Below are 26,396 nucleotides of genomic sequence, written 5' to 3'. Positions count from 1 at the left end.
GCAGCCTCTTACTTATCCTGTCCCAGTCCCAGACGCTGTCCGGCATACGAGCCGTCCTGCACCCGGCGCCACCAGGTTTCATTATTCAGATACCATTCCACGGTTTTGCGGATACCGGACTCAAACGTTTCCTGCGGGCGCCAGCCCAGGTCACGCTCAATTTTATCGGCATCAATCGCATAGCGCAGATCATGGCCCGGGCGGTCTGTCACATAGGTGATAAGGTCGCGGTATTGCGCGACACCGGCCGGTTTCTGCGGATGCAGCTCTTCGAGCAGATCGCAGATAGTTTCCACCACCTGAATATTTTTGCGCTCGTTATGACCGCCGATATTGTAGGTTTCACCGATAGTTGCCTGCGTTACCACGGTATACAACGCACGGGCATGGTCATCGACAAACAGCCAGTCGCGGATCTGCTCACCTTTGCCGTAGACCGGCAGCGGTTTGCCGGAAATCGCATTGAGAATCACCAGCGGGATCAGTTTTTCCGGGAAGTGGTACGGCCCGTAGTTATTTGAACAGTTGGTGATCACCGACGGGAAGCCGTACGTCCGCCGCCAGGCGCGAACCAGATGGTCGCTGGAGGCTTTGGAGGCAGAATACGGGCTGCTCGGTGCATACGGTGTGGTTTCCGTGAAAAAGCCGTCAGGCCCTTCCAGGTCACCGTAAACTTCATCAGTGGAAATATGGTGGAAACGGAATGCGGATTTTTTCTCCGCATCCAGTGCCGTCCAGTAATGGCGCGCGGCTTCCAGCAGTGTGTAAGTGCCCACAATGTTGGTTTCGATAAACGCCGCCGGGCCGTCGATAGAGCGATCCACATGACTTTCCGCCGCCAGATGCATCACGGCATCCGGCTGATACTGTGCAAACACGCGATCAAGTGCCGCGCGGTCACAAATATCCACCTGTTCAAAGGCATAGCGCGGGTCATCCGCCACCGGTGCCAGTGATTCGAGGTTACCGGCGTAAGTCAGTTTATCCACCACCACCACACTGTCAGCAGTATCACGGATAATATGACGAACAACCGCAGAGCCGATAAAACCGGCTCCGCCTGTCACTAAAATACGTTTCAACGCCATACTCCTTTGGTATCGATAATCCATTTCTGCGGGATCTGGCTGCCCGGGATACCTTTGAACGGGGTATGATCCACCAGCAGCAGAATAATATCCGCGTCAGTAATCGCTTTTTCGATGGAGACCAGCTCTGTCAGACCTTTCAGTTTTCCCGGCAGTTCATGGACATTCGGCTCAACTGCCAGCGTTTTCCCTGCATGCCACTCTGCCACCATTTTGGTAACCTGAACCGCAGGGCTTTCACGCAGATCGTCGATATTTGGTTTGAATGCCAGGCCAAAGCAGGCAATCGTCACTTCATTGGCACGTTTACCGGTTTCCGTCAGGCAATCAGCAACCGCTTGTTTTACCTGATCAATGACCCACAGTGGTTTGCCGTCGTTGACCAGACGGGCAGTGTGGATCAGACGGGCCTGTTTCGGGTTCTGCGCCACGATAAACCACGGGTCAACCGCGATACAGTGGCCGCCGACACCCGGACCCGGCTGCAGGATATTCACACGCGGATGGCGGTTTGCCAGGCTGATCAGTTCCCAGACATTAATGCCCTGGTCAGCACAAATCAGTGATAATTCATTCGCAAACGCAATATTCACATCGCGGAAGCTGTTTTCGGTCAGTTTACACATCTCAGCCGTGCGCGCATTAGTGATGACACACTCACCTTCCAGGAAGATGTTATAGAGTTCACTGGCGCGTTTTGACGATTTTGGTGTCATCCCGCCGACCACACGGTCGTTTTTAATCAGTTCAATCATCACCTGGCCCGGCAGTACGCGCTCAGGGCAATAGGCGATATCGATATCCGATTCTTCCCCCACCTGCTGCGGGAAGGTCAGATCAGGACGTGCCGCCGCCAGCCACTCTGCCATCTGCTCAGTCGCACCGACCGGCGAGGTGGATTCGAGAATAATCAGGTCACCTTTTTTCAGTACCGGCGCGATAGATTCCGCCGCAGACTGCACAAAAGCCAGATCCGGCTCGTGATCACCTTTAAACGGTGTCGGTACGGCAATCAGGAATGCATCCGCAGGTTGTGGTTTGGTGAACGCTTTCAGGAAACCGCCTTCCACCGCGGTTTTCACAACCGCGCCCAGATCCGGCTCCACAATATGAATTTCACCGCGGTTAATGGTATCAACCGCATGCTGGTTCACATCCACACCAACCACATTCTTCTGACGGGAGGCAAATGCTGCCGCTGTTGGTAAACCGATATAACCCAGACCGACAACAGAAATAGTTTCAAAACTCATAATGTCACCTGATTGTTTTTCAATGCTTCAAGAATACGCTGGCACGCTTTTCCGTCCCCGTAAGGGTTATGTGAACGGCTCATCTCATGATAAGCCGCCGGATCGGTCAGCAATCGCGTTACTTCACGAACAATAGTGCCGGTTTCAGTGCCGACCAGACGAACAGTCCCGGCGTCAACAGCCTCCGGACGTTCGGTGGTATCGCGCATCACCAGAACCGGTTTACCTAATGACGGTGCTTCTTCCTGAATGCCGCCGGAGTCGGTCAGGATCATATAAGCATGGTTCATAAGGTAGACAAAAGGAAGGTAATCCTGCGGACTGATCAGCACAATGTTGCTGATATCATGCAGGATCCGTTTTACCGGCTCACTGACATTCGGGTTGAGGTGAACCGGGTAGACAATCTGGACTTCCGGATGGGTCGTGGCAATTTCCGCCAGCGCGTGACAAATCCGCTCAAACCCGCCGCCGAAACTCTCACGGCGGTGGCCGGTAACCAGAATCATTTTTTTGCTGCTGTCGATAAACGGATACTGTGCATCCAGCTGCGCCAGCAGGGCTTTGTCCTGCATGATGCGGTCACGGACAGCAAGCAGGGCATCGATCACCGTATTGCCGGTGACGAAAATATGATTATCGCGGATACCTTCATGCAGAAGGTTTTCGCGTGAATTTTGTGTCGGCGCGAAATGGTACATCGCCAGGTGTCCGGCAATTTTGCGGTTGGCTTCTTCCGGCCATGGTGAGTACAGGTTGCCGGTGCGCAGACCGGCTTCCACATGCCCCACCGGGATCCGCTGGTAAAACGCCGCCAGGCTGGTTGCCATGGTGGTTGCGGTATCGCCGTGAACCAGAACGACATCCGGTTTAAAGTCGGCCAGAACCGGCTTTAACCCCTCAAGAATACGACAGGTAATATCTGTTAAATCCTGCCCCGGGCGCATAATATTGAGATCATAATCCGGTGTGATCTCAAAAAGGTGTAATACCTGATCCAGCATTTCACGATGCTGCGCGGTCACACAGACTTTTGCCTCAAAAGCCTGATCCGCTGCCAGCGCATGTACCAGCGGCGCCATTTTAATGGCTTCCGGGCGGGTACCAAATACAGTCAATACTTTCACTGAGAGTCTCTTTTATTTTATATGATATCCGGCTTTCCGGCCGGTGACGGTTACCCGCCTTAAAACAGGCCGGGAACAGCGCCCCGGCCGGTTGTTCTGCCGCTGCCGTTACGGACGGCGGCGAACCAGTGCCACTCCGGCACCGGTCAGGGCGCCGATAAAGCCCCACATAATCATCATGAAGGCACGGCGCGGGCTGTCACGTTTTACCGGTTCATCCGGTGTCCGCAGATAGCGGTAGGCACGGAAGTTGTCTTCCAGCGCCGGGCCGACATTCAGCGTCGACAGCATGGCAATGTTCTGCTCGTAATCTTTATCAAACTCAGGTCCTGCGGCTTCCAGTGTCTCCAGACGCGCCTGTAACATCGGCGTGCCTAACAAAAACAGCTGCGAGGACGGCAGTTCGTCAGCAGGTATATCTGTCCGGCTGCGGCTGATCCCCTGTTTCTGTGCGGCCACGATAGCATTTTTCAGCTGTCCGGTTTCACGCTGATACAGTGATTCCGCCACCATCTTCTGGCGTTTGACCAGTGCTTTCAGTGACTGAGTGCGGGTCGCCCAGGCACCTTTCAGCTCATCGTTAAGATTCTGAGCCGCACGCGCATTGGCGAAATCCACATACTGACTCAGCAGTTTCGCAGAGTCAGCTGCCGATTCCGCTGTCAGGGTCAGCGTATCATTCACCAGTTTTTTCGTGTCATCACGCGGGGTCAGCGTGATGTTGTTGATCATTTCGTCCAGCAGTGCCGCATCCGCTTTGGCATCATTTTCCATACGGGATTTGTAGTAATCCGTCTGTAACCAGAAGTCACGGCGGGTATCGTAAGAGGCCGCCTGGGTAATAAACTCCTGGTAAGCCTCATTCGGGATAGGCAGCAGTGCGGAAGATTCCTGTGCGGCATTCAGATGCGTGTCCAGATTGCGCATAAATTGCTGCTGGGAATAATATCCGCCTAAATTATTAACGGTCGGATAGTCAGTGATCGCCGTGGAATTCCACTTCTGCTGCATAAAATAACTGGCACCTAATGCAACCAGCGCAAACACAACCGCCGTCCCGGCAATCCATAATTTTCCGCGCCATAACGACATAAATAACGCACGGATATCTAATTCCTGGTCATACTGCGTTTGTTGCGGGTCCGGAGTATTTTCTGAACGCATATCAACATGTGCCTCTGTGGTTAAAAATTTAGTGTGTGACCGATTTACGACGCATACGGCGTCTGTGGCGTTTGATAAAACGGGCCACTTTCCAGGCACGTTTTATGCAGTAGCCGTACATAATAAAAGCAAGCAAGAACAGTGCCAGCATTACCCATTCAGGGACAAAGCTGAGTATCTGTCCGGTAATACCGATGGCCGCCAATACTGCCGCCGCAAGGGTTATCACCACAAAGGATTCGCGGGACGTAAACCCGGAACGCATAATCAGATGATGAATATGCTGGCGATCCGGTGAGAACGGGCTCATCCCTTTACGCAGACGGCGGTACATAATGGCCACCATATCCATCAGCGGAATGGCGATCACCCACAATGCGGTCACGGCATTAATCGCATGCGGCTCCCCGCCCTGTGAGGCCGATGTCAGCAGCCAGATAATGGTGAACCCGATCAGCGTACTGCCCGCATCCCCCATAAAGACTTTAAAGCGGCGGCCGAACAGCCCCAGGTTAAAGCAGATATACGGCAGAATGGCGGCGATAAAGGTAAAGCACCAGAATGCCAGACCGCTGTTGCCGCTCAGAGCAAACAGGATCCCCAGCGCGCCGAAAGAGACACAGGAGAGCCCGCCGAGCAGACCGTCGATACCATCCACCATATTGAACGCATTTACCGCGCCCCATACCGCAAACAGTGTCAGCACATAGCTGAACGGCCCGAGAGTCAGCTCCCACGGCCCGAATGCATGACCCAGGCTGTCAATTTTCAGGTTGGCAAACACCATCATAATGACAGCAACCACCGCCTGAACACCGGCCCGCAGTTTCACACTGAGGTCAAACCGGTCATCGAGCGCCCCGACCAGCACCAGCGCACCGGCGCACCCGAGATATATAAATTTATGCGCAATAAACTCATCACTGATGAGGAAAGCAAAGCAGACACTGATAAAAATAGAAATTCCGCCGACTAACGGGACCAGTCCCTGATGCTTTTTGCGGTAATTGGGTTTATCCACCAAACCGACAGCGACGCCGGCCTTACGGGCAGCAAAGACCGTCGCGGTGGCGAACACAAATATGATTAGGAGTTCAGTTAACATAGTGAGATTCACAACAACCCTTTCAGATATTTTTATTATCCCTGCCGGCCGACATCACCGTACAGAACCTGCCATTACCAGGCAAATAATACATGCAAGAAACATACCATACCCTGTAAAACGGGCGTTCCGTGCATAACCGGTAAAAAAAAACGCCACAATACATGCGGCGTTAGTTATAAAGTGTCGTCGAAAAGCTACGAGCGTTTCATGAAGTCGAAGAACTCTTCGTTGGTCTTCGTCATCGCGAGTTTGTTAATCAGGAACTCCATGGCATCAATCTCACCCATCGGATGGATAATTTTGCGCAGGATCCACATTTTCTGCAGTTCATCCTGAGTGGTCAGCAGCTCTTCTTTACGTGTACCGGAGCGGTTGTAATCAATCGCCGGGAAGACACGTTTTTCTGCGATCTTACGGGACAGGTGTAATTCCATATTACCTGTACCTTTAAATTCTTCGTAGATAACTTCATCCATCTTCGACCCGGTATCAACCAGTGCCGTTGCGATGATAGTCAGGCTTCCGCCCTCTTCCACGTTACGCGCGGCACCGAAGAAACGCTTAGGACGATGCAGGGCGTTGGCATCCACACCACCGGTCAGGACTTTACCGGAGGAAGGAACCACGGTGTTGTAGGCACGGGCCAGACGGGTAATGGAGTCGAGCAGGATAATGACATCTTTTTTATGCTCAACCAGACGTTTGGCTTTCTCGATAACCATTTCCGCAACCTGAACGTGACGCGCTGCCGGTTCATCAAAGGTGGACGCGATAACTTCACCTTTAACCAGACGCTGCATCTCGGTCACTTCTTCCGGACGTTCGTCGATCAGCAGAACCATCAGCACACAGTCAGGGTAGTTATGCGCGATATTAGCCGCAATATTCTGCAGCAACATGGTTTTACCGGCTTTCGGCGGTGCCACAATCAGACCACGCTGACCACGGCCGATAGGGGCGGCGAGGTCAAGAACACGGGCGGTTAAATCTTCTGTTGAACCATTACCACGCTCCATACGCAGACGGCGGTTTGCGTGCAGCGGTGTTAAGTTTTCAAACAGGATTTTACTGCGGGCGTTTTCAGGTTTGTCGAAGTTGACTTCGTTAACTTTCAGCAGGGCAAAATAACGTTCGCCTTCTTTCGGCGGGCGGATTTTACCTGAAATGGTGTCACCGGTACGGAGGTTAAAACGGCGGATTTGGCTGGGAGAAACGTAGATATCATCAGGACCTGCGAGGTATGAACTGTCAGCAGAACGGAGGAAACCAAAGCCGTCCTGCAATATTTCCAGCACACCGTCACCGAAAATATCCTCGCCGCTCTTCGCGTGCTGCTTGAGGATAGAGAAGATGATGTCCTGTTTTCTCATACGGGCCAGGTTTTCCAGCCCCATATTTTCGCCGAGAGTAATCAGTTCTGATACCGGCGTATTCTTTAATTCGGTAAGATTCATAATGGTGGGTTCTTTGACTCGGGGTGTATCTCGAATTATGAACGTGAATAATACGGTAACGTTATCGCTACCAGGTTAATTTTTTACAAAACCGATTTTCACTGTTAATACGAATATTTTTGCATTTCCAGGTAATCGTCTGCAAGACTGACTGTGAACACCCGGCACAGGGCAAGATGTGATGCACATCCTATTTGGGAGAACAAATTGGGTGACATTCCCGCAAATTAGATTTATCTCCGAGGGATAACCGGACACCGGGACCGGAATATCGGATACCTTGATGTATCCGGAGATAACAGACTTTCAGACACTACAGAGTTGTCAGTATGCTATGCTGTCTGAGGAGCTTCAGCGATACCTGATCAGCTGGCGCTAACTTATCATGCTTCAGAGAAGACGTCCAGCGGGTGAACAAGGATTAATTCACGTTCCCGAAGGACATCTTAACGACAAATGCTGAAACCGGCTATCAGATATTGTTATCGATAAAGGTTTTCAGCTGGGTTTTGGATACCGCACCAACCTGCGTTGCCTTCACCATGCCGTCCTTGAACAGCAGTAATGTCGGGATACCGCGGATGCCGTATTTTGGCGCTGTCTGCGGGTTATCATCAATGTTCAGTTTTGCGATAGTGATTTTCCCTGCATATTCGTCGGCGATTTCGTCTAGAATAGGGGCAATCATTTTACACGGGCCACACCAGGCTGCCCAAAAATCAACGAGCACAGGGCCGTTTGCTTTTAATACGCTTTGTTCGAAAACGGAATCAGTCAGGTGAATAATTTTATCGCTCATTGTTCCACTCCAAAATTTGTACGATACCCGGTTAGTCTACCATTATTTAATGATAGGATTTACCTATTTCAGCGAATAGACTTCCGTAACGCAACATTAAACTGATATTCTACCTAAATATGAGCAAAACACATTTAACAGACAAGAAGTTTTCTGACTTCGCCTTGCATACTAAAGTGGTAGAAGCGCTTGATTCTAAGGGCTTTTATAACTGCACGCCTATTCAGGCGCTGACACTTCCCCTGACGATCAACGGCCGGGATGTTGCAGGACAGGCACAAACAGGAACAGGAAAGACGCTGGCATTTCTGACGTCAACGTTTCATCATTTACTTACCCATCCTGCACCGGAAGGCCGCAAAATCAATCAGCCGCGTGCGCTGATTATGGCACCGACCCGCGAACTCGCGGTACAGATCCATTCTGACGCCGAACCACTGTCACAGCTTACCGGGCTGAAAACCGGCCTGGCTTACGGCGGTGACGGCTACGACAAACAAATCAAAGTGCTGGATGACGGCGTCGATGTGATTATCGGCACCACCGGGCGCTTAATCGACTTCGCCAAACAGGGCCGTATTGATCTGAGCGCCATTCAGGTTGTGGTTCTCGATGAAGCAGACCGTATGTACGACCTCGGCTTTATCAAAGATATCCGCTGGCTGTTCCGCCATATGCCGCCATGTGCCGAACGCATGAACCTGCTGTTCTCCGCGACACTATCCTACCGTGTCCGTGAGCTGGCATTTGAGCAGATGAACAACCCGGAATATATTGAAATTGAACCGGAACAGCGTACCGGTCACCGGATCAAAGAAGAGTTATTCTATCCGTCCAATGAAGAAAAAATGCGCCTGCTCCAGACACTGCTGGAAGAAGAGTGGCCGGATCGCTGCATTATTTTCGCCAATACCAAACACCGCTGTGAAGATATCTGGGCACACCTGGCGGCTGACGGCCACCGTGTCGGCCTGCTGACCGGCGATGTGGCGCAGAAAAAACGTCTGCGTATTCTCGAGGATTTCACTCACGGTAATCTGGATATTCTGGTGGCAACGGATGTTGCGGCCCGTGGTCTGCATATCCCGTCAGTGACTCACGTCTTTAACTATGATCTGCCGGATGACTGTGAAGACTATGTTCACCGTATCGGCCGTACCGGACGTGCCGGGGAAAGTGGTCACTCCATCAGCCTGGCCTGTGAAGAGTACGCACTGAATCTGCCTGCGATTGAAGAATATACCGGTCATCCGATTCCTGTCAGTAAATACAACAGCGATGCGCTGCTGGCTGATCTGCCGGTACCGAAGCGCCGCCGCCGTCCGCCGCGCACCGGAGGTGGTCAGAACCGCCGCAATATGCCGCGCCGCAACAGCAACGGGCCGCGTCATAACAATAACCGCACCAAACGCTGAAGGCCGCCATGCTGAGATCGTCTTCGCTTTATGCTGCCATCGATCTGGGTTCCAACAGCTTTCATATGCTGGTGGTACGGGAGATCGCGGGCAGTATTCAGGTACTGTCACGGATAAAACGCAAGGTTCGTCTGGCAGCCGGGCTGGATAAAGAGAATATCCTGTCTCCGGCAGCGATGGCCCGCGGCTGGCAGTGTCTGCGCCTGTTTTCCGAACACCTGCAGGATATCCCGGATTCCCAAATCCGCGTGGTGGCAACAGCGACCCTGCGCCTGGCTAAAAATGCCGGTGAATTTCTGGAAACAGCGGCGGAGATCCTCGGTCATCCGGTCACCGTGATCCGGGGTGAGGAAGAAGCACGTCTGATTTATCAGGGCGTTGCCCACACCACCGGCGGGTCGGATAAACGTCTGGTGGTCGATATCGGCGGCGGCAGTACCGAACTGGTGACCGGCAGCGGCACCAAAACCACGGAACTGTTCAGCCTTGAGATGGGCTGCGTCACCTGGCTGGAGCGCTATTTTACTGATCGCTCTCTGACCACAGAGAATTTCGCCGGTGCCGAACAGGCTGCCCGCGATATTATCGCCCCGGTCGCCCCGGCGCTTCTGGCGCAGGGCTGGCAGGTGTGTGTCGGCGCATCCGGCACCGTTCAGGCACTTCAGGAAATTATGATTGCTCAGGGCATGGATGAACAAATCACCCTGCCGAAACTGCAGCAGCTCAAACGCAAAGCGATTGAGTGCGGCAAACTGGAAGAGCTGGAAATTGAAGGGCTGACGCTGGAGCGGGCACTGGTGTTCCCGAGCGGGCTGGCTATTCTTATCGCGATTTTTGAAACGCTCGGCATTGACAGCATGACACTCGCCGGGGGAGCACTGCGTGAAGGGCTGGTCTACGGCATGCTGGAATTGCCGGTAGAGCAGGACATCCGCACCCGGACACTGAAAAATATTCAGAAGCGTTTTCAGATAGATGCCGACCAGGGCAAACGTGTCCGCCAGTTAGCGGATCACTTTTTTCAGCAGGTGGCAACTGCCTGGCAGCTGGATATCCGCTGTCGTGAACTGCTCAGCAGCGCCTCGCTGATCCATGAAATCGGGCTGAGTGTTGATTTCCGCAAAGGCCCTGAACATGCCGGTTATCTGGTCAGTAATCTGGATTTACCCGGTTTCACACCGGCACAGCGCCGCCTGTTAGCGGTATTGCTGCGTAATCAGAGCGGCCCGTTAGATATCCATTCTCTCAACCAGCAAAATGCACTGACGCCGCGTGAAGCCGGTTGTCTGTGTCGTCTGCTGCGTCTGGCGATTATTTTTGCCAGCCGCCGCCGTGATGACACACTGCCGTCACTGCGCATCCGGGCGTCTGCGGAAGGGCTGATTATCACACTGCCGGTCGGCTGGCAGCAATTGCATCCGCTGCGCGCGGAAGCATTACAGCAGGAAATTCAGTGGCAGAGTTATGTGCAGTGGTCACTTATGCTGGAAGAACAGAAACCATCCACCCCCGACTGACAGATAATAAGCCCTGATTATTCGTTTTCGGACATTATCAGGGCTTTAATTTTATGAGCTTTTTCAAAGTGATCCAACTTACTGGTCATAATCCACCACGTAGCGGCTTCCATCAGTAATTCGGGATCATCATTTTTATTGGCAAAGAACGCGTAAAACGATAAACCTGTATTTTCACCTTTTTTCAGTATCTTATCATCACATACCGCGATCATTTTTGCTCTGAGTGATTCCCTCATCCGTTTTCTTCCTTTTTCTTTGCCAGCATCGCCTTCAGCCCGGCCACACCGCGCAACCCGGTCTGTTGCTTCTCCTCGGCGGTTTTCACCACTTTTTTGCCGTCGTCCCAATGCAGATCATCCTGCGGCAGTTCATAGAGAAACCGGCTCGGTTCAGGGCGGATCAGCTCGCCGTACTGGCGGCGCTCACGGCACAGGGTAAAAAAGAGGGATTTCTGCGCACGGGTGATCCCCACATAAGCCAGACGCCGCTCTTCATCCACATTATCCTCATCGATACTGGACTGATGCGGCAAAATCCCCTCTTCCATACCCACGAGGAAAACATACGGAAATTCCAGCCCCTTAGAGGCATGCAGTGTCATCAGTTGCACCTGATCCAGCTCTTCCGCTTCCTCGCCGCGCTCCATCATGTCGCGCAACGTAAAGCGGGTAACCACCTGTGCCAGCGTCATCGGCTCGTTGAGATCATCGCCTTCCAGCATTTCTGCCATCCAGCTGAACAGCTGATCGACGTTTTTCATCCGCATCTCAGCGGCTTTCGGGCTGGCAGACGTTTCAAACAGCCAGCTCTGATAATCCAGGCCATGCAGTAAATCACGCACCGCGATCAGCGGCTCGCGCTCAACCAATTTTTCCACATCGGCCAGCCAGCCGGTAAAATTCGTCAGTGCCGCCAGTCCCTGACCGGAAAGCGTCTGCCCCAGCCCGAGGTCGAAACTGGCCTGATACAGGCTTTTGTCCCGCGTATTGGCCCACTCACCCAACTTCTGGATAGTAGCCGGTCCTATTCCCCGGCGCGGCGTGTTCACGATGCGCAGGAAAGCACTGTCATCTTCCGGATTGGTCAGCACGCGCAGATACGCCAGCAAATCTTTAATTTCCGGGCGGGAGAAGAAAGAGGTTCCGCCCGAGATCCGGTACGGGATCCGGTTTTGCATCAGCATTTTTTCAAAGATCCGCGACTGATGGTTGCCGCGGTATAAGATCGCGTAATCTTTATAATCGGTCTTATTGATAAAATGATGGGCGATCAGCTCCCCGGCCACCCGCTCCGCTTCATGATCTTCATTATTCGCGGTGATCACTTTCATCGGATCACCATACCCGAGGTTTGAAAAAAGCTGTTTTTCAAATACATGCGGGTTATTGGCGATCAGGATATTCGCCGCATTCAGAATACAGCCGGACGAGCGGTAATTCTGCTCCAGCTTGATCACACGCAGCTCCGGAAAATCTTTACTCAGCTGTACCAGGTTTTTCGGTTGTGCGCCGCGCCATGAATAAATTGACTGATCATCATCACCCACGACCGTAAAATACGCGCGTTTACCGACCAGCAATTTGACCAGCTGATACTGACTGGTGTTGGTATCCTGATACTCATCCACCAGCAGATAACGGATACGCTGCTGCCAGCGCTCACGCGCCTGTTCATCACGGGCAAACAGCAGGGTCGGTTTGGTGATAAGGTCATCAAAATCAAGCACATTACAGCTGCTCAGGTGCAATTCATAACGGCGGTAACACTCAGCAAACGTATGTTCGCGCTCTGATCGCGCCAGCCCTTTTGCCTGTTCCGGCGTCAGCAGGGCGTTTTTCCAGTTCGAGATCTGACTGACCAGTTGTTGCAGTAACTCTTTATCTTCTTCCAGATGATCTAACGTCAGCTCTTTAAGCAGCGCGAGCTGATCCTGATCATCGAACAGGGAGAAATTACTTTTCATCCCCAGCGCTTTGTATTCCCGCTTGATGATCTCCAGCCCCAGTGTATGGAATGTGGAGATCATCAGCCCTTTGGCCTCTTTGCGCCCAAGGGTTTGTGCAACACGCTCTTTCATTTCCCGCGCGGCTTTATTGGTAAAAGTCACCGCCGCAATCTGGCGCGGCTGATAGCCGGTATTGCGGATCAGATGGGCAATTTTATTGGTGATCACACGGGTTTTGCCGGAGCCGGCACCCGCAAGCACAAGGCACGGCCCCTGAACATACTCAACGGCCTGCTGCTGGCCGGGATTTAATTTCATACGCGCTGTTAACTCGACTCAATACTGGAACAGAAGGGAATTGTAGCAGAAAGGTACAGCAGAAGTGTAACCGGACGCCGCTCATTAAAACGGAAAACGGCACCCGAAAGTGCCGTCTCATTTCATCATTAAACGATTTTGTTATCAGCCGCCGACTGCGATACGTTTCATATCTGTCATATAACCACGCAGGGTTTTACCAACAGTTTCAATCGGATGCTGGCGAATCGCTTCATTGATATCACGCAGTTGCGCGTTATCCGTGCCGTAGTCTGCCCCGGATTTACCCAGGTCGCCCGGCTGCAGTGATGCCATAAAGTCTTTCAGTAACGGCACGGCTGCAAACGAGAACAGATAGTTGCCGTATTCTGCGGTATCGGAGATAACCACATTCATCTCATACAGACGCTTACGGGCAATAGTGTTGGCGATCAGCGGCAGTTCATGCAGTGATTCATAATAAGCGGATTCTGCAATGATCCCCGCGTCAATCATAGTTTCAAATGCCAGCTCAACACCGGCTTTCACCATTGCGACCATGACAACTCCGTGGTCAAAATATTCCTGCTCACTGATTTTCTGCTCAGAATCCGGGTAATTTTCAAATGCCGTTTTACCGGTTTCTTCACGCCAGGTCAGCAGGTTTTTATCATCATTTGCCCAGTCTGCCATCATCGTTGAGGAGAAATGGCCGGAAATGATGTCATCCATATGTTTTTCAAACAGGGTCTTCATCTGTGCTTTCAGGGTCTCAGAGAGCTGATAAGCACGGACTTTTGCCGGGTTGGACAATCTGTCCATCATCAGCGTGATCCCGCCCTGTTTCAGTGCTTCGGTAATGGTTTCCCAGCCGTACTGGATCAGCTTGCCCGCATACGCCGGATCTGCGCCGTCAGCAACCATTTTGTCATAACAGAGCAGAGAACCGGCCTGCAGCATACCGCAGAGGATAGTCTGCTCACCCATCAGGTCAGATTTCACTTCCGCAACAAAAGATGATTCCAGAACACCCGCACGGTGACCGCCGGTTGCCGCAGCCCAGGCTTTGGCAATCGCCAGCCCTTCACCTTTGGCATCATTTTCCGGATGTACCGCAATCAGTGTCGGAACACCAAAGCCGCGTTTGTACTCTTCACGCACTTCCGTTCCCGGACATTTCGGTGCCACCATCACAACGGTGATATCAGGGCGGATAGTTTCGCCGACTTCGACAATATTGAAGCCGTGTGAATAACCCAGCGCCGCGCCGGATTTCATCAGCGGCTGAACCGCTTTAACCACCGCAGAGTGCTGTTTGTCCGGTGTCAGGTTAACTACGAGGTCAGCCTGCGGGATCAGTTCTTCATATGTGCCGACGGTAAAACCGTTTTCGGTGGCACGACGCCATGAGGTGCGCTTCTCATCGATAGCTTCCTGACGCAATGCATAGGCGATATCCAGTCCGGAATCGCGCATATTCAGTCCCTGGTTCAGCCCCTGTGCACCACAGCCGACAATCACCACTTTTTTGCCTTTGAGATACCCTGCCTCATCCGCAAATTCTTCGCGTGCCATAAACCGGCATTTGCCTAACTGCGCCAGCTGCTGGCGCAAATTCAGTGTATTAAAATAATTCGCCATGGTGACTCCGTGTATTGTGTTTGCTCAGATTGCTGTCTTCGCAGCACTGATTGATTGTTTTCCGGTGTGATAAACACCCTTTATTTATAATGACTATATGTCATGATTTTCATTGCTTAAATTGATATATTCACAAGATAGTGATGCAATTTATGCAACGTACCGACTAAAACATAATCCCCTGAGAGGTTGTGATGGATATCCGGGAACTCAGACTGTTTTTACATCTTGCGGAAAGTTGCCACTTCGGCAAAACCGCTGCTGCCATGTATATCAGCCCGTCGACACTCTCACGGCAGATCCAGCGCCTGGAAGAATCCCTCGGGCATCCGCTGTTTCTGCGGGATAACCGCACTGTTCAGCTGACAGCCGCCGGTGAGCAACTGAAAAAATTTGCCCGGGAAACAGTGCTGCAATACCAGCAGCTGCAACATGCCCTTAATCACCAGAGCCCGTCACTGACCGGTGAATTACATCTGTTCTGTTCCGTCACCGCCGCATACAGCCATCTGCCGCAGATTCTGGATCAGTTCCGGGCAGAACATCCGCAGGTGGAAATCAAGCTGACCACCGGGGACGCGGCGGATGCGGTGGAGAAAGTGCAGTCACAGGAAGCCGATCTCGGTATCGCCGGTAAGCCGGAAAAGCTGCCGGATAATGTCCGCTTTCACCAGATAGGCGAAATCCCGCTGTCACTGATAGCGCCCGCGCTGCCATGCCCCGTCAGACAACAGGCGGTACAGCCGGTGCCCGACTGGGAAAATATCCCGTTTATCATTCCGGAGCATGGCCCGTCACGTAAACGGATTGATTTATGGTTTAAAACTCACCGGATTCAGGATCCGCAGATTTATGCCACGGTATCCGGCCATGAAGCGATTGTGTCGATGGTGGCACTGGGCTGCGGTATCGCACTGATCCCGAATGTGGTGGTGGAGAACAGCCCGGACGCAATCCGCAGCCGGATACTGCAACTCGATAATATTTCGATGGTTGCGCCGTTTGAGCTGGGTGTCTGCACACTGAACAAGCGGCTGCATGAGCCGCTGATCAGAGCCTTCTGGCAACTACTGCCGCACCACCCCGGATAACTGCGGGGCAAGGAAACGGGCAAAGGCAGCGTTACCGGTTTCATCACGGAAGTCGTAGCCGAGTGCATTCAGATGCTGCTCAAACTGCACATCCCCTTCCTGAATTTCAAAAGCCGCCAGCACACGGCCATAATCCGTGCCGTGACTGCGGTAATGGAACAGGGTGATATTCCAGTGAGTACCAAGTGTTTCCAGGAATTTCAGCAGTGCGCCGGGCGCTTCCGGGAATTCAAAACTGAACAGCCGCTCCTGCAACGGTGCTGACGGACGGCCACCCACCATGTAGCGGACATGCAGTTTCGCCATTTCATCATCCGACAAATCTGTCGCACTGAACCCGGCAGCGGTAAGACCATCCAGAATCGTCTGCCGTGCGCCCGGGCCCTCATCGGCACGGACACTGACAAACACAGAAGCCTCATCTGAACCGCTGTAGCGATAGTTAAACTCTGTCACCACACGCGGGCCGAGCGCCTGACAAAACCGCAGGAAACTGCCTTTCTCTTCCGAGATCGTCACTGCGAACACGCCTTCACGCTGTTCTCCAAGCTCGCACCGCTCTGACACATAACGGAGCACATGGAAATTCACATTGGCACCGGAAAGCACATGCGCCAGGTTTTCCCCCTGAATATTGTGCTGCTGAATGTATTTTTTCATCCCCGCCAGTGCCAGTGCGCCTGAGGGTTCCGCCACTGCCCGTACATCATCAAACAGATCTTTCATGGCTGCGCAGATGGCATCACTGTCCACGGTGATGACATCATCCAGATACTGCTGACACAAACGGAAGGTCTCATCACCAATCCGTTTTACCGCCACACCTTCGGCAAACAGCCCGACTTTCGGTAATTCGACCGGATGTCCGGCATCCAGCGCCGCTTTCAGACAGGCCGCCTCTTCCGCCTCGACACCAATCACTTTAATATCCGGCATCAGGTGTTTGATGAATACCGCCACCCCGGCGGCCAGCCCGCCACCGCCGACCGGTACAAAGACTCTGTCGAGCCTGGCATTCTGCTGTAACAGTTCAAGAGCGATCGTGGCCTGACCGGCGATCACCGACGGATGATCAAACGGCGGAATAAACGTCATACCGAGGGAAGCAGCCAGCTCCAGTGCATGTGCTTTTGCCTCATCAAAATTCGCGCCGTGGAGAACCACTTCGCCGCCGAACCCGCGAACCGCATCCACTTTGATATCCGCAGTCGCCACCGGCATCACAATCAGGGCTTTCACCCCGGTTTTCCCGGCAGATAACGCCACACCCTGAGCATGGTTTCCGGCTGATGCCGTCACCACGCCCCGCCGTTTCTGTTCTTCTGTCAGCTCCGCAATCATGGCATACGCGCCGCGCAGCTTAAAACTGTGCACGGGCTGCCTGTCTTCCCGTTTCACTGAAATGGTATTGCCGAGCCGTGCCGACAGCTTCGGCATCAGTTGCAGCGGCGTAACCTGAGCGACATCATAAACGGAAGCGCTGAAGGCGGCTCTCACATACTCAGCCGCTGACGGCTGAGCGGACAATGGTTGTTTTGCGGTCATCCTTAACCCCCGAGTTTACTTTTATCCCGCACCGCACCTTTATCGGCACTGGTCGCCAGCAACGCATATGCACGCAGCGCAAAAGAGACCTGACGTTCGCGGTTCTGCGGTGACCAGGCTTTTTCACCTCTTGCTTCTTCCGCCGCCCGGCGTGCTGCCAGAGTCTGCTCATCCACTTTCAGTGAAATCTGCCGTGACGGAATATCAATGGCGATAGTATCCCCGGTCTGAACCAGCCCGATCAGCCCGCCGTTGGCCGCTTCCGGCGAAACGTGGCCGATAGATAACCCGGAAGTACCGCCGGAGAAACGTCCGTCAGTAATAAGCGCACAACTTTTTCCCAGACCCATTGATTTCAGATAGGTGGTCGGATACAGCATCTCCTGCATCCCCGGCCCGCCTTTCGGCCCTTCGTAGCGGATCACCACCACATCCCCGGCAACAACCTCGCCGCCCAGAATCGCTTTTACCGCATCATCCTGGCTTTCATAGACTTTTGCCGGACCGGTGAAGGTTAAGCTGCCCTCATCCACCCCGGCGGTTTTTACAATACAGCCATCTGCGGCAATATTGCCGGACAATACCGCCAGCCCGCCATCCTGGCTGTAGGCATGGGTTTTGCTGCGGATACAGCCGTTTTTGCGGTCATCATCAAGGGACGGCCAGCGGCAATCCTGGGAGAAGGCTTTTGTTGTGCGGATACCGGCAGGCCCGGCAGAATACATCTGTTTTACCGCAGCATCTTTCGTCAGTGTAATATCATACGCCGCCAGCAATTCCGGCAGGGTCATCCCCAGCACATTGCTGACTTCCCGGTGCAGCAACCCGGCACGATCCAGTTCACCCAGAATACCGATAACCCCACCGGCACGATGCACATCTTCCATATGGTATTTCTGCGTACTCGGCGCAACTTTGCATAAATGCGGCACCGCACGGGAGAGACGATCAATATCCGCCATGGTGAAATCAACCTCCCCTTCCTGCGCTGCCGCCAGCAGGTGCAGAACGGTGTTGGTTGAACCGCCCATGGCGATATCCAGAATCATGGCGTTCTCAAATGCCGCTTTGGTGGCGATATTGCGCGGCAGAAAACGGATATCATCCTGTTCGTAATATTTTTTGGTGATTTCCACAATCCGGCGTCCGGCACTGAGGAACAGATTTTTACGATCGGCGTGGGTTGCCAGCAGCGAGCCGTTACCCGGCTGGGATAAACCCAGTGCTTCGGTCAGGCAGTTCATTGAATTCGCGGTAAACATGCCGGAGCAGGAGCCGCAGGTCGGACAGGCCGAGCGTTCGATTTGTTCGCTGTCGGCGTCGGAGACATCGGGATTCGCCCCCTGGATCATGGCATCCACCAGATCCAGCTTGATTATCTGATCAGACAGCTTGGTTTTACCGGCTTCCATCGGGCCGCCGGATACAAAAATAACCGGGATATTCAGGCGCAGTGATGCCATCAGCATCCCGGGGGTGATTTTGTCGCAGTTGGAGATACAGACCATGGCATCCGCACAGTGAGCATTCACCATGTATTCCACAGAATCGGCAATAAGCTCACGTGACGGCAGAGAATACAGCATCCCGCCGTGCCCCATAGCGATCCCGTCATCCACGGCAATAGTATTGAATTCTTTGGCAACGCCACCAGCGGCCTCTATCTCCTCTGCCACCAGCCTGCCCAGATCCCGCAGGTGAACATGACCCGGAACAAATTGTGTGAATGAGTTAACAACCGCGATAATCGGTTTGCCGAAATCGGCATCTGTCATTCCTGTCGCACGCCATAATGCGCGCGCACCCGCCATATTGCGGCCATGCGTTGTTGTCGCCGAACGGTACTGAGGCATTGTAATCTCCCGTGTTTGCAAAAATCAGGCGGGGAACGACCCGCCTGTAAATCTGTTTCGTTATTATGGATTTACCGGATCCAACCAGCCCCATTTGTCTTCTGTTTTCCCGGTGAACAGACCGAAGAATGCCTGCTGGATATCTTTGGTGACCGGGCCGCAGCGGCCGATACCCACCTGAATGCCGTCAACACTGCGTACCGGCGTAACTTCTGCTGCGGTACCGGTCATAAAGACTTCATCAGCCAGATAGAGTGATTCGCGGGATAGCGTCTGCTCACGGATTTCATAACCCAGCTCTTTTGCCAGGGTCAGAATCGCATCACGGGTAATCCCCGGCAATGCGGAAGAGGTAAACGGTGGCGTGAAAATAATGTTATTTTTAACTTCGAACAGGTTCTCACCCGCCCCTTCGGAGATATAACCGTGAACATCCAGCGCAATCCCTTCCTGATAGCCGTGACGGCGGGCTTCACTGCCGACCAGTAACGAGGACAGATAGTTACCGCCGGCTTTGGCTGCGGTCGGAATGGTGTTAGGAGCCGCACGGTTCCAGGATGACACCATCGCGTCAATCCCTGCATCCAGCGCTTCCTCACCCAGGTAAGCACCCCACGGGAATGCCGCGATGATGACATCAGTTTTATAACCCTGCGGCGGATTAACACCCATACCGACATCACCGATAAACACCAGCGGACGGATATAACCACTTGAGAGGTTATTTTTGCGCAGCGTGGCGCGGCAGGCTTCCATTAATTCATCAACGGAATATTCCACCGGCATACGATAGATTTTGGCAGAATCATGCAGGCGCTGCATATGCTCGCGATGACGGAAAACGACAGGGCCCTTATGAGACTCATAACAGCGGATCCCTTCAAAAACAGAGGTTCCGTAATGCATGGCATGACACATAACATGCACTTTTGCTTCTGCCCACGGAACCATCTCATCATTGAACCAAATAAAATCAGCTTTTTTTGTCATTGTAATTTTCCTTTATACTGCACAGCTAATATGTTGATAATTTTGTGTATTTTGTGTGAGGACTTCGACATCCGCCACATCCGCCAGCTTAACTAACTGTGTACAGAGCAGAGCCGGCGGCCGCAGGCTTGAAACTGTTAACTCAATGTTTACATTATCACCTTCGGAACCTTTCGCCAGATCCATTTTCATGGCACAGACGTTAAATCCGCGGTGTCGCACAACCCGCAGAACCCGTTCCAGGATTTCCGGGCATGAACGTGCCTGAATTGCTAACTGATGCTGCATCATAATGCGCTCTCCAACATATGTTCGTTACCCGCTCCCGGCGGTACTAATGGCCAGACGTTATCTTCTTCACGAATGGCGACATGTAATAAATACGGGCCCTGATGGTGTAACAGGGTCTCAATTGCGGACGGCAGCGCGGATTTTTCCGTCACCCGCTGTCCCGGGATATCAAACGAGCGGGCCAGGGCAACAAAATCAGGATTGTCATCCAGCACCGTCTCGCTGTAACGCTTATCGAAAAACAGTTCCTGCCACTGGCGCACCATGCCGAGACGCTGATTATCCAGCAGCAGAATTTTTACCGGCAGGCGCTTGCGTTTGATGGTGGTCAGTTCCTGCACGTTCATCATGAAAGAACCGTCACCGGACACACACAGCACGGTTGCCTGCGGGCGGGCAATCTGTGCCCCGATCGCGGCCGGTAAACCAAATCCCATTGTGCCCAGACCACCGGAGGTCAGAAAATTCTCCGGGCCGTCAAAGGTCATATGCTGTGCCGTCCACATCTGATGCTGCCCGACATCCGTTGTCACCACACAATCTGCCGGTTTGGCCGCAGAGACCTGAGATAACAGCAGCGGAGCAAAAATACTGTCACCGGTATGTGAATAGTCAGGGGCGTGCTCTGCTTTCAGTTCCTGCACACGGCGCTGCCAGGCAGCTAACGACAGCGGTTGTGACAGCAGCGGCAGAGCCTGTTTTGCATCACAGGCAAGCGACACATGTGTCTGCCGTAATTTATCCAGCTCGGCAGGGTCGATATCCACATGGATCACCTTTGCATGCGGGGCAAATGCGTTCAGCTTGCCGGTCACCCGGTCATCAAAACGGGCACCGACCGCAATCAGCAGATCCGCTTCCTGCACCGCCAGATTTGCCGCTTTTGCCCCGTGCATACCGAGCATACCGAGGTACTGAGGATAATCCGGAGATACCGCACCTAATCCTTTCAGTGTGCTCACTGCCGGCATACCGGTTTCATTCAGAAATGTCCGCAGCTGTGCAACTGCGCCTGACATACCGACACCACCACCGGCATACAACACCGGTTTCCGGCTTTCCCGCATCAGCTGCCGTGCACGGGAGAGCGCCGCCGGTGACAGCGGTTCTGCATCATTTACCGGCAGAAAGTACGGGGTAAATTCACCAATCTGTAATTGAATGTCTTTCGGGATATCAATGAGTACCGGCCCCGGACGCCCGCCTGCGGCAATCGCGAAAGCCTCGGTAATAATTCGCGGCAAATCAGTAATTGATTCAACCAGGAAGCTGTGTTTTGTGCATGACAAAGACAGCCCCAGCACATCGATCTCCTGAAAGGCATCCGTACCAATCAGTGATGAACCTACTTGTCCGGTGATGGCAACAACCGGTACTGAATCAAGCAGTGCATCCGCCAGCCCGGTGATAAGGTTTGTTGCCCCCGGCCCTGATGTTGCGATACATACCCCTGTTCTCTGCCCTGCCCGTGCATAGCCGATTGCCGCCATAACCGCCCCCTGTTCATGACGGCAGAGCACGTGCTCCACACCACCGTCATACAGCGCGTCATAGACCGGCATGATCGCTCCGCCCGGGTAGCCGAACACAGTATCAACGCCCTGTGTTCGTAGTGCCTGCACTAACCACTGTGCCCCGTTCATGTGTGACTCCTTAGTCTGCCGTTTTCTTTTCAGTGAAAAATCATAATTTTAAGGTTAAAAAAAACCCCGCGCCTTTCGGTGCGGGGTTCTCGTGAGATCCTGGCTCGTATCAGCCATTTTCGTATCCGAGTGCAGCCCCGCACGGTGGGATAATAATCACCACCACGCTCACGATAATTAGGCTGATAACCCGGACAATCTTATTCATGGATAAATTCTTCTGTCTGCCGTATTCAGTTGGTCTCTTTATTTTAGAGTTATCATGTTATCGAATTCCTGACAACGGCTATTTGTCTTTTTTTTAACAACAAGAATAAAAATCCATATAATTCAGTTAACTGCCTTTTTAATTGAAGCATTTCACTGCCATTTTATAATCCGGCAACATCCTTATCTGTCAAAATCGTCGCTTCCGGAACAACACCGGAAAAACGGGGTATTATCCGGCACAACTTACTTTTCCTCTGAACAACATTCCCCGGAGCATGATGAAAAGCGTGGCAGATTTTTTATTCTGAAACCCGGAAATTAATTTCCTGCCACCCGGTTTTTCCATGCAACACGCAGAACAGAAATCACTTTTATGCAACATACATAAAATCTGTCGATATACATTGTAAAAAACGGTATTTCACTGCGAAATGATGCAAAAAATCATCATCATGATAATTCGTTTATGTAACTGCAGGATGACCTGATGTCATTTGCCATTGTTTATACCCGTGCCATGATCGGGACAGAAGCGCCGCTGGTCACGGTCGAGGCACATATCAGCGCCGGGCTGCCCGGATTAACACTGGTGGGATTACCGGAAACCGCGGTTAAAGAGTCCAGAGATCGGGTCCGCAGTGCCCTGCTCAACGGCGGATTTGAATTTCCGGCAAAGCGGGTCACTATCAATCTTGCCCCGGCTGATTTGCCCAAAGAAGGCGAGCGATATGACTTGCCTATCGCTATTGCCATACTCTCAGCTTCAGAGCAAATAGATGCAAAATTGACAGAAAATTATGAGTTTTCGGGGGAGTTGGGTCTTTCGGGAGAACTTCGGTTCTGCCGCGGAATATTACCGGCAGTACTGGCTGCCCGTCAGTCCGGAAGACAGGCTGTGGTATCAAAACAGCATAATGATGAATTATGTATTCTGCCTGCCGGTTCGGCACTGATGGCAGATAATTTACTGCAGGTTGCTGCTTTTTTTCATCAGCAGCAGGAACTGAATGAAAACATCCATCTGACGGGAAAAACAGAAAATGATAGCGGTACAGGTATTGATGATATTACCGGACAGCAACACGCCAAACGGGTTCTGGAGATCAGTGCAGCCGGCGGGCACAATTTACTCCTGCTCGGCCCGCCCGGCACCGGAAAAACCATGCTGGCCAGCCGGCTGGGAACTCTGCTCCCGCCGTTAACCGCGCAGGAAGCTCTTGACGTGGCGATAATACGGAGCCTGACCCAAACCTCATCAGAACCAAATAAATGGCCTCAGCGCCCGTTCAGGGCACCGCATCATACCGCATCCTCTGCAGCACTCACCGGTGGCGGCAGTATACCGCTGCCGGGAGAAATATCGCTGGCACATCACGGCATCCTGTTTCTTGATGAACTCCCTGAATTCTCCCGTAAATCACTGGATTCCCTGCGTGAACCGCTTGAATCCGGAGAAATTATTATTTCCAGAGCCAAAGCAAAAGTGTGTTTTCCTGCCCGTATACAGCTCATTGCTGCGATGAATCCCAGCCCGACGGGCCATTATCAGGGCATACATAACCGCAGCGGCCCTCAGCAGCTTCTGCGCTACCTTTCCCGCATCTCAGGACCGTTTCTGGACCGGTTTGATTTATCCATTGAAGTGCCGATGCTGCCCCCCGGCACATTAAGCCGGACAGAAAAAGATCCGCCGGTTCATGAGCAGGTAAAAGCACGGGTGAAATCCGCACGCAAACAACAATACCGCCGTAACGGGCAGGGAAAACTGAATGCGGGACTGTCAGGCAAAGAAACTGAGGAGGTGTGTGCACTATCAGCACAGGATGCCCGTTTTCTTGAGGATGCACTGACGCAACTTAATCTGTCTGTGCGGGCATGGCACCGTATATTGCGCGTCAGCAGAACTATTGCCGACCTGCGGGATGAAGGAGTACCTGTGTCACGAAAAGATATACTGGAAGCACTCAGTTACCGGGTAATGGACAGATTAATCCATAAACTGCAGCAGGCGGTCTCTTAAAAAGAGAAAGGGGCACGAATGCCCCTTTTAACTTATTATTTCTGATGATATTAATCATCTGTGTCGGTATAGTCTTCCGACGGATCGATCTGAGGTTTACCACCGGACAGCGTGTGGAAGCGTTTTGGTTTGCGAATACGCTCCAGATATTTAATCCACACTTTTTCTTCTGCTGTTTCCGGCATACGTTCACCACGGCATACAGAAACAAACTGTTTTTCTTCATCCGTCTGGGGGGCGCGTTTACCCATATCCAGTTCGTTGAAAGCAAAACCATGGCGCTCAAGTAACTGAGCTTCTTTTATGGTGAAATGACCATGGCGTGAAAAACCACGAGGATAATGTTTATTATCAAAAAAACGATTAGTCGTGATAAAGCTTTCTGCCATCTGACACACTCCTAATTCTCTACTGACATACTCTTTATGGCGCGGAGTATTAGATAGCATTAGGATTCTGTAAAACAAAATATTTAAATCTTAACGACAAAAATTTTTGGAGATACCAGTGGATACAGAATTACTGAAAACCTTTCTGGAGGTCAGTAAAACCCGTCACTTCGGGCGTGCGGCTGAATCCCTATACCTTACACAGTCTGCAGTCAGCTTTAGGATCAGACAGTTAGAGACAAATCTCGGGGCAAATCTTTTTACCCGCCACCGGAATAATATCCGCCTGACCGCAGCAGGCGAGCGGTTAGTGCCTTATGCTGAAGCGTTGATCAATACCTGGCAACTGGCAAAACAGGAAATTAATCATGCCTCTGTACACAACCCGCTTTCCATCGGAGCGACTGCATCATTGTGGGAAGCTTGTCTGACCCCCTGGCTCGGACGGACCTACCAGTCACACGCAGATCTGCGCCTTGAGACCAGAATTGCATCCCGTCAATCTCTGGTAAAACAATTACATGCACGCGAACTGGATTTACTGATCTCTACTGAGCAGCCTAAAATGGATGAACTGAAAAGTGAGATTATCGGTGAAATCACACTTCAGCTGTTCAGCATACAGCCACTGACGGCAGAGAATTCTCCGGGTCTTATCCGTCTGGAATGGAGTGCCGATTTTCAGCAGCATCATGAGACTGTTTTCGCCCGCTGCCAATCGCCGGTGCTGACAACATCATCGGCTTTTCAGGCAAAACAATTATTGTCAGTGACATCATCAGTTGCGTATTTACCTGCACACTGGAAAAAAACGTTCCCGGAGCTGAAACCCGTGAATGATGAGCTGATTACAAAGCCTCTGTATGCTGTCTGGCTGCAAAACAGTGATCAGCAGGGGCTTATCGGGCAACTAATCGCAATACCGGTATAACACCGGTTACTGATGATTTTAAAGATAGGTAGTTCGGTAACTGTTGCATTGAAGGGAGTGGCCGCAAAAAAGAAAGGAAATCCGGCAGGATAAAGCACCTGAGAAGGCAAAAATCAGATAATAAAAAACCCAGTTCATAACGAACCGGGCTATTAATAAATAAAGATCTTTAGTTATTACTTATCAAGTAAATGGCAGGGGCGGAGAGGCTCGAACTCCCAACACCCGGTTTTGGAGACCGGTGCTCTACCAATTGAACTACGCCCCTAAATGTTGGCGGAACGGACGGGACTCGAACCCGCGACCCCCTGCGTGACAGGCAGGTATTCTAACCAACTGAACTACCGCTCCGCGTATCTCTGTGTGACTGATGCAATCCTGCACCCTCACTTAATAATAACCTGGCGGTTCCCTACTCTCACATGGGGAGACCCCACACTACCATCGGCGCTACGGCGTTTCACTTCTGAGTTCGGCATGGGGTCAGGTGGGACCACCGCGCTACGGCCGCCAGGCAAATTCATTTCAATCCAAAACAAGCTTTTCATAATGACCGGCTTTATGCTCTGTCACTATGCTGAAAAATTCTTCGTCTCTCAACTCAAAACACCTTCGGTGTTGT

General features: G+C 52.2%; 22 protein-coding genes, 2 tRNA genes and 1 rRNA gene. 5 read left to right on the top strand and 20 right to left on the bottom strand.

The genetic code is table 11. The features are described from left to right. Positions 1 to 8: 8 nt before the first annotated feature. From rffG to trxA, 7 genes are all read right to left on the bottom strand, one after another. A complete protein-coding gene (gene rffG, locus U868_RS0118605) occupies positions 9 to 1,088 on the bottom strand; it encodes a dTDP-glucose 4,6-dehydratase (protein WP_025154612.1) in 1,080 nt (359 codons plus the stop codon). Then, on the bottom strand, positions 1,079 to 2,341 hold the full coding sequence (gene wecC, locus U868_RS0118600) for a UDP-N-acetyl-D-mannosamine dehydrogenase (RefSeq protein ID WP_025154611.1): 1,263 nt from the start codon (positions 2,339 to 2,341) through the stop codon (positions 1,079 to 1,081). Before wecC ends, rffG begins: the two co-directional genes overlap by 10 nt. After that, positions 2,338 to 3,468, bottom strand: coding sequence for a non-hydrolyzing UDP-N-acetylglucosamine 2-epimerase (wecB, locus tag U868_RS0118595; RefSeq protein ID WP_025154610.1), 1,131 nt, complete (start codon positions 3,466 to 3,468; stop codon positions 2,338 to 2,340). Before wecB ends, wecC begins: the two co-directional genes overlap by 4 nt. 108 nt (positions 3,469 to 3,576) lie before the next feature. Continuing rightward, the gene (gene wzzE / locus U868_RS0118590; RefSeq protein WP_025154609.1) at positions 3,577 to 4,632 is read right to left on the bottom strand and encodes an ECA polysaccharide chain length modulation protein; all 1,056 of its coding nucleotides are present in this window, start codon (positions 4,630 to 4,632) and stop codon (positions 3,577 to 3,579) included. Positions 4,633 to 4,660: 28 nt separating this feature from the next. Next, the gene (wecA, locus tag U868_RS0118585; protein WP_029991336.1) at positions 4,661 to 5,737 is read right to left on the bottom strand and encodes a UDP-N-acetylglucosamine--undecaprenyl-phosphate N-acetylglucosaminephosphotransferase; all 1,077 of its coding nucleotides are present in this window, start codon (positions 5,735 to 5,737) and stop codon (positions 4,661 to 4,663) included. 197 nt (positions 5,738 to 5,934) lie between these two features. Further along, entirely contained in the window at positions 5,935 to 7,194 is a 1,260-nt protein-coding gene (gene rho, locus U868_RS0118580) for a transcription termination factor Rho (RefSeq protein ID WP_004234397.1), read from the bottom strand. 472 nt (positions 7,195 to 7,666) lie between these two features. After that, positions 7,667 to 7,993 (bottom strand): thioredoxin TrxA, encoded by a 327-nt coding sequence (gene trxA, locus U868_RS0118575; RefSeq protein ID WP_025154607.1) that lies wholly within the window; start codon positions 7,991 to 7,993, stop codon positions 7,667 to 7,669. 119 nt (positions 7,994 to 8,112) lie between these two features. Here trxA and rhlB point away from each other — a divergent pair, with 119 nt between their 5' ends. Both rhlB and gppA read left to right on the top strand, forming a co-directional pair. Further along, the gene (gene rhlB, locus U868_RS0118570; protein WP_025154606.1) at positions 8,113 to 9,408 is read left to right on the top strand and encodes an ATP-dependent RNA helicase RhlB; all 1,296 of its coding nucleotides are present in this window, start codon (positions 8,113 to 8,115) and stop codon (positions 9,406 to 9,408) included. Positions 9,409 to 9,416: 8 nt separating this feature from the next. Then, positions 9,417 to 10,925 (top strand): guanosine-5'-triphosphate,3'-diphosphate diphosphatase, encoded by a 1,509-nt coding sequence (gene gppA, locus U868_RS0118565; protein WP_025154605.1) that lies wholly within the window; start codon positions 9,417 to 9,419, stop codon positions 10,923 to 10,925. Positions 10,926 to 10,942: 17 nt separating this feature from the next. Here the strand turns inward: gppA and U868_RS0118560 are convergent, their stop codons facing one another. The 3 genes from U868_RS0118560 to ilvC all read right to left on the bottom strand — a co-directional run bounded on the left by U868_RS0118560 (position 10,943) and on the right by ilvC (position 14,811). Beyond that, a complete protein-coding gene (locus tag U868_RS0118560; RefSeq protein ID WP_025154604.1) occupies positions 10,943 to 11,164 on the bottom strand; it encodes a DUF6500 family protein in 222 nt (73 codons plus the stop codon). Then, on the bottom strand, positions 11,161 to 13,191 hold the full coding sequence (gene rep / locus U868_RS0118555; protein ID WP_025154603.1) for a DNA helicase Rep: 2,031 nt from the start codon (positions 13,189 to 13,191) through the stop codon (positions 11,161 to 11,163). Before rep ends, U868_RS0118560 begins: the two co-directional genes overlap by 4 nt. Before the next feature lie 144 nt (positions 13,192 to 13,335). After that, positions 13,336 to 14,811, bottom strand: coding sequence for a ketol-acid reductoisomerase (ilvC, locus tag U868_RS0118550; protein ID WP_025154602.1), 1,476 nt, complete (start codon positions 14,809 to 14,811; stop codon positions 13,336 to 13,338). A 194-nt stretch (positions 14,812 to 15,005) separates the two neighbouring features. Between ilvC and ilvY the strand changes: the two genes are divergently transcribed. Continuing rightward, positions 15,006 to 15,902, top strand: a complete 897-nt coding sequence (gene ilvY, locus U868_RS0118545) for an HTH-type transcriptional activator IlvY (protein WP_025154601.1) — start codon at positions 15,006 to 15,008, stop codon at positions 15,900 to 15,902. On the opposite strand, the gene ilvA is transcribed toward ilvY, so the two are convergent. The 6 genes from ilvA to ilvL form a co-directional block, all read right to left on the bottom strand. Then, on the bottom strand, positions 15,879 to 17,447 hold the full coding sequence (gene ilvA, locus U868_RS0118540) for a threonine ammonia-lyase, biosynthetic (RefSeq protein WP_025154600.1): 1,569 nt from the start codon (positions 17,445 to 17,447) through the stop codon (positions 15,879 to 15,881). The two genes, ilvY and ilvA, sit on opposite strands and share 24 nt — an antisense overlap. 2 nt (positions 17,448 to 17,449) lie before the next feature. Then, positions 17,450 to 19,300, bottom strand: a complete 1,851-nt coding sequence (gene ilvD / locus U868_RS0118535) for a dihydroxy-acid dehydratase (RefSeq protein WP_025154599.1) — start codon at positions 19,298 to 19,300, stop codon at positions 17,450 to 17,452. A gap of 63 nt (positions 19,301 to 19,363) precedes the next feature. Next, positions 19,364 to 20,290, bottom strand: coding sequence for a branched-chain amino acid transaminase (locus U868_RS0118530; RefSeq protein WP_025154598.1), 927 nt, complete (start codon positions 20,288 to 20,290; stop codon positions 19,364 to 19,366). 12 nt (positions 20,291 to 20,302) lie between these two features. After that, entirely contained in the window at positions 20,303 to 20,581 is a 279-nt protein-coding gene (gene ilvM / locus U868_RS0118525; protein ID WP_025154597.1) for an acetolactate synthase 2 small subunit, read from the bottom strand. Continuing rightward, entirely contained in the window at positions 20,578 to 22,224 is a 1,647-nt protein-coding gene (ilvG, locus tag U868_RS0118520; protein WP_025154596.1) for an acetolactate synthase 2 catalytic subunit, read from the bottom strand. The genes ilvM and ilvG overlap by 4 nt, the downstream gene beginning before the upstream one ends. 109 nt (positions 22,225 to 22,333) lie before the next feature. Then, a complete protein-coding gene (gene ilvL / locus U868_RS25115) occupies positions 22,334 to 22,432 on the bottom strand; it encodes an ilv operon leader peptide (RefSeq protein ID WP_079549161.1) in 99 nt (32 codons plus the stop codon). Between the two features lie 489 nt (positions 22,433 to 22,921). On the opposite strand from ilvL, the gene U868_RS0118515 reads away from it, so the two are divergent. Then, on the top strand, positions 22,922 to 24,454 hold the full coding sequence (locus U868_RS0118515; protein ID WP_025154595.1) for a YifB family Mg chelatase-like AAA ATPase: 1,533 nt from the start codon (positions 22,922 to 22,924) through the stop codon (positions 24,452 to 24,454). A 50-nt stretch (positions 24,455 to 24,504) separates the two neighbouring features. On the opposite strand, the gene U868_RS0118510 is transcribed toward U868_RS0118515, so the two are convergent. Next, positions 24,505 to 24,843, bottom strand: a complete 339-nt coding sequence (locus tag U868_RS0118510; protein WP_004234373.1) for a DUF413 domain-containing protein — start codon at positions 24,841 to 24,843, stop codon at positions 24,505 to 24,507. 118 nt (positions 24,844 to 24,961) lie between these two features. Here U868_RS0118510 and hdfR point away from each other — a divergent pair, with 118 nt between their 5' ends. Beyond that, complete coding sequence (gene hdfR / locus U868_RS0118505) at positions 24,962 to 25,774, top strand: HTH-type transcriptional regulator HdfR (RefSeq protein WP_025154594.1); 813 nt, start codon at positions 24,962 to 24,964, stop codon at positions 25,772 to 25,774. A 192-nt stretch (positions 25,775 to 25,966) separates the two neighbouring features. Here the strand turns inward: hdfR and U868_RS0118500 are convergent. The 3 genes from U868_RS0118500 to rrf all read right to left on the bottom strand — a co-directional run bounded on the left by U868_RS0118500 (position 25,967) and on the right by rrf (position 26,289). After that, positions 25,967 to 26,042: transfer RNA gene (locus U868_RS0118500), tRNA-Trp, on the bottom strand. A gap of 6 nt (positions 26,043 to 26,048) precedes the next feature. Then, positions 26,049 to 26,125: transfer RNA gene (locus U868_RS0118495), tRNA-Asp, on the bottom strand. A 48-nt stretch (positions 26,126 to 26,173) separates the two neighbouring features. Further along, positions 26,174 to 26,289 (bottom strand): 5S ribosomal RNA (gene rrf / locus U868_RS0118490). Between the last annotated feature and the right edge of the window lie 107 nt (positions 26,290 to 26,396).

The sequence above is a fragment of the Morganella morganii H1r genome, assembly GCF_000633515.1.
Classification (GTDB): Bacteria; Pseudomonadota; Gammaproteobacteria; order Enterobacterales; family Enterobacteriaceae; genus Morganella; species Morganella morganii_B.
The sequence above is the reverse complement of the archived record's forward strand: the minus strand, read 5'-3'. Positions and strand labels throughout refer to the sequence as shown.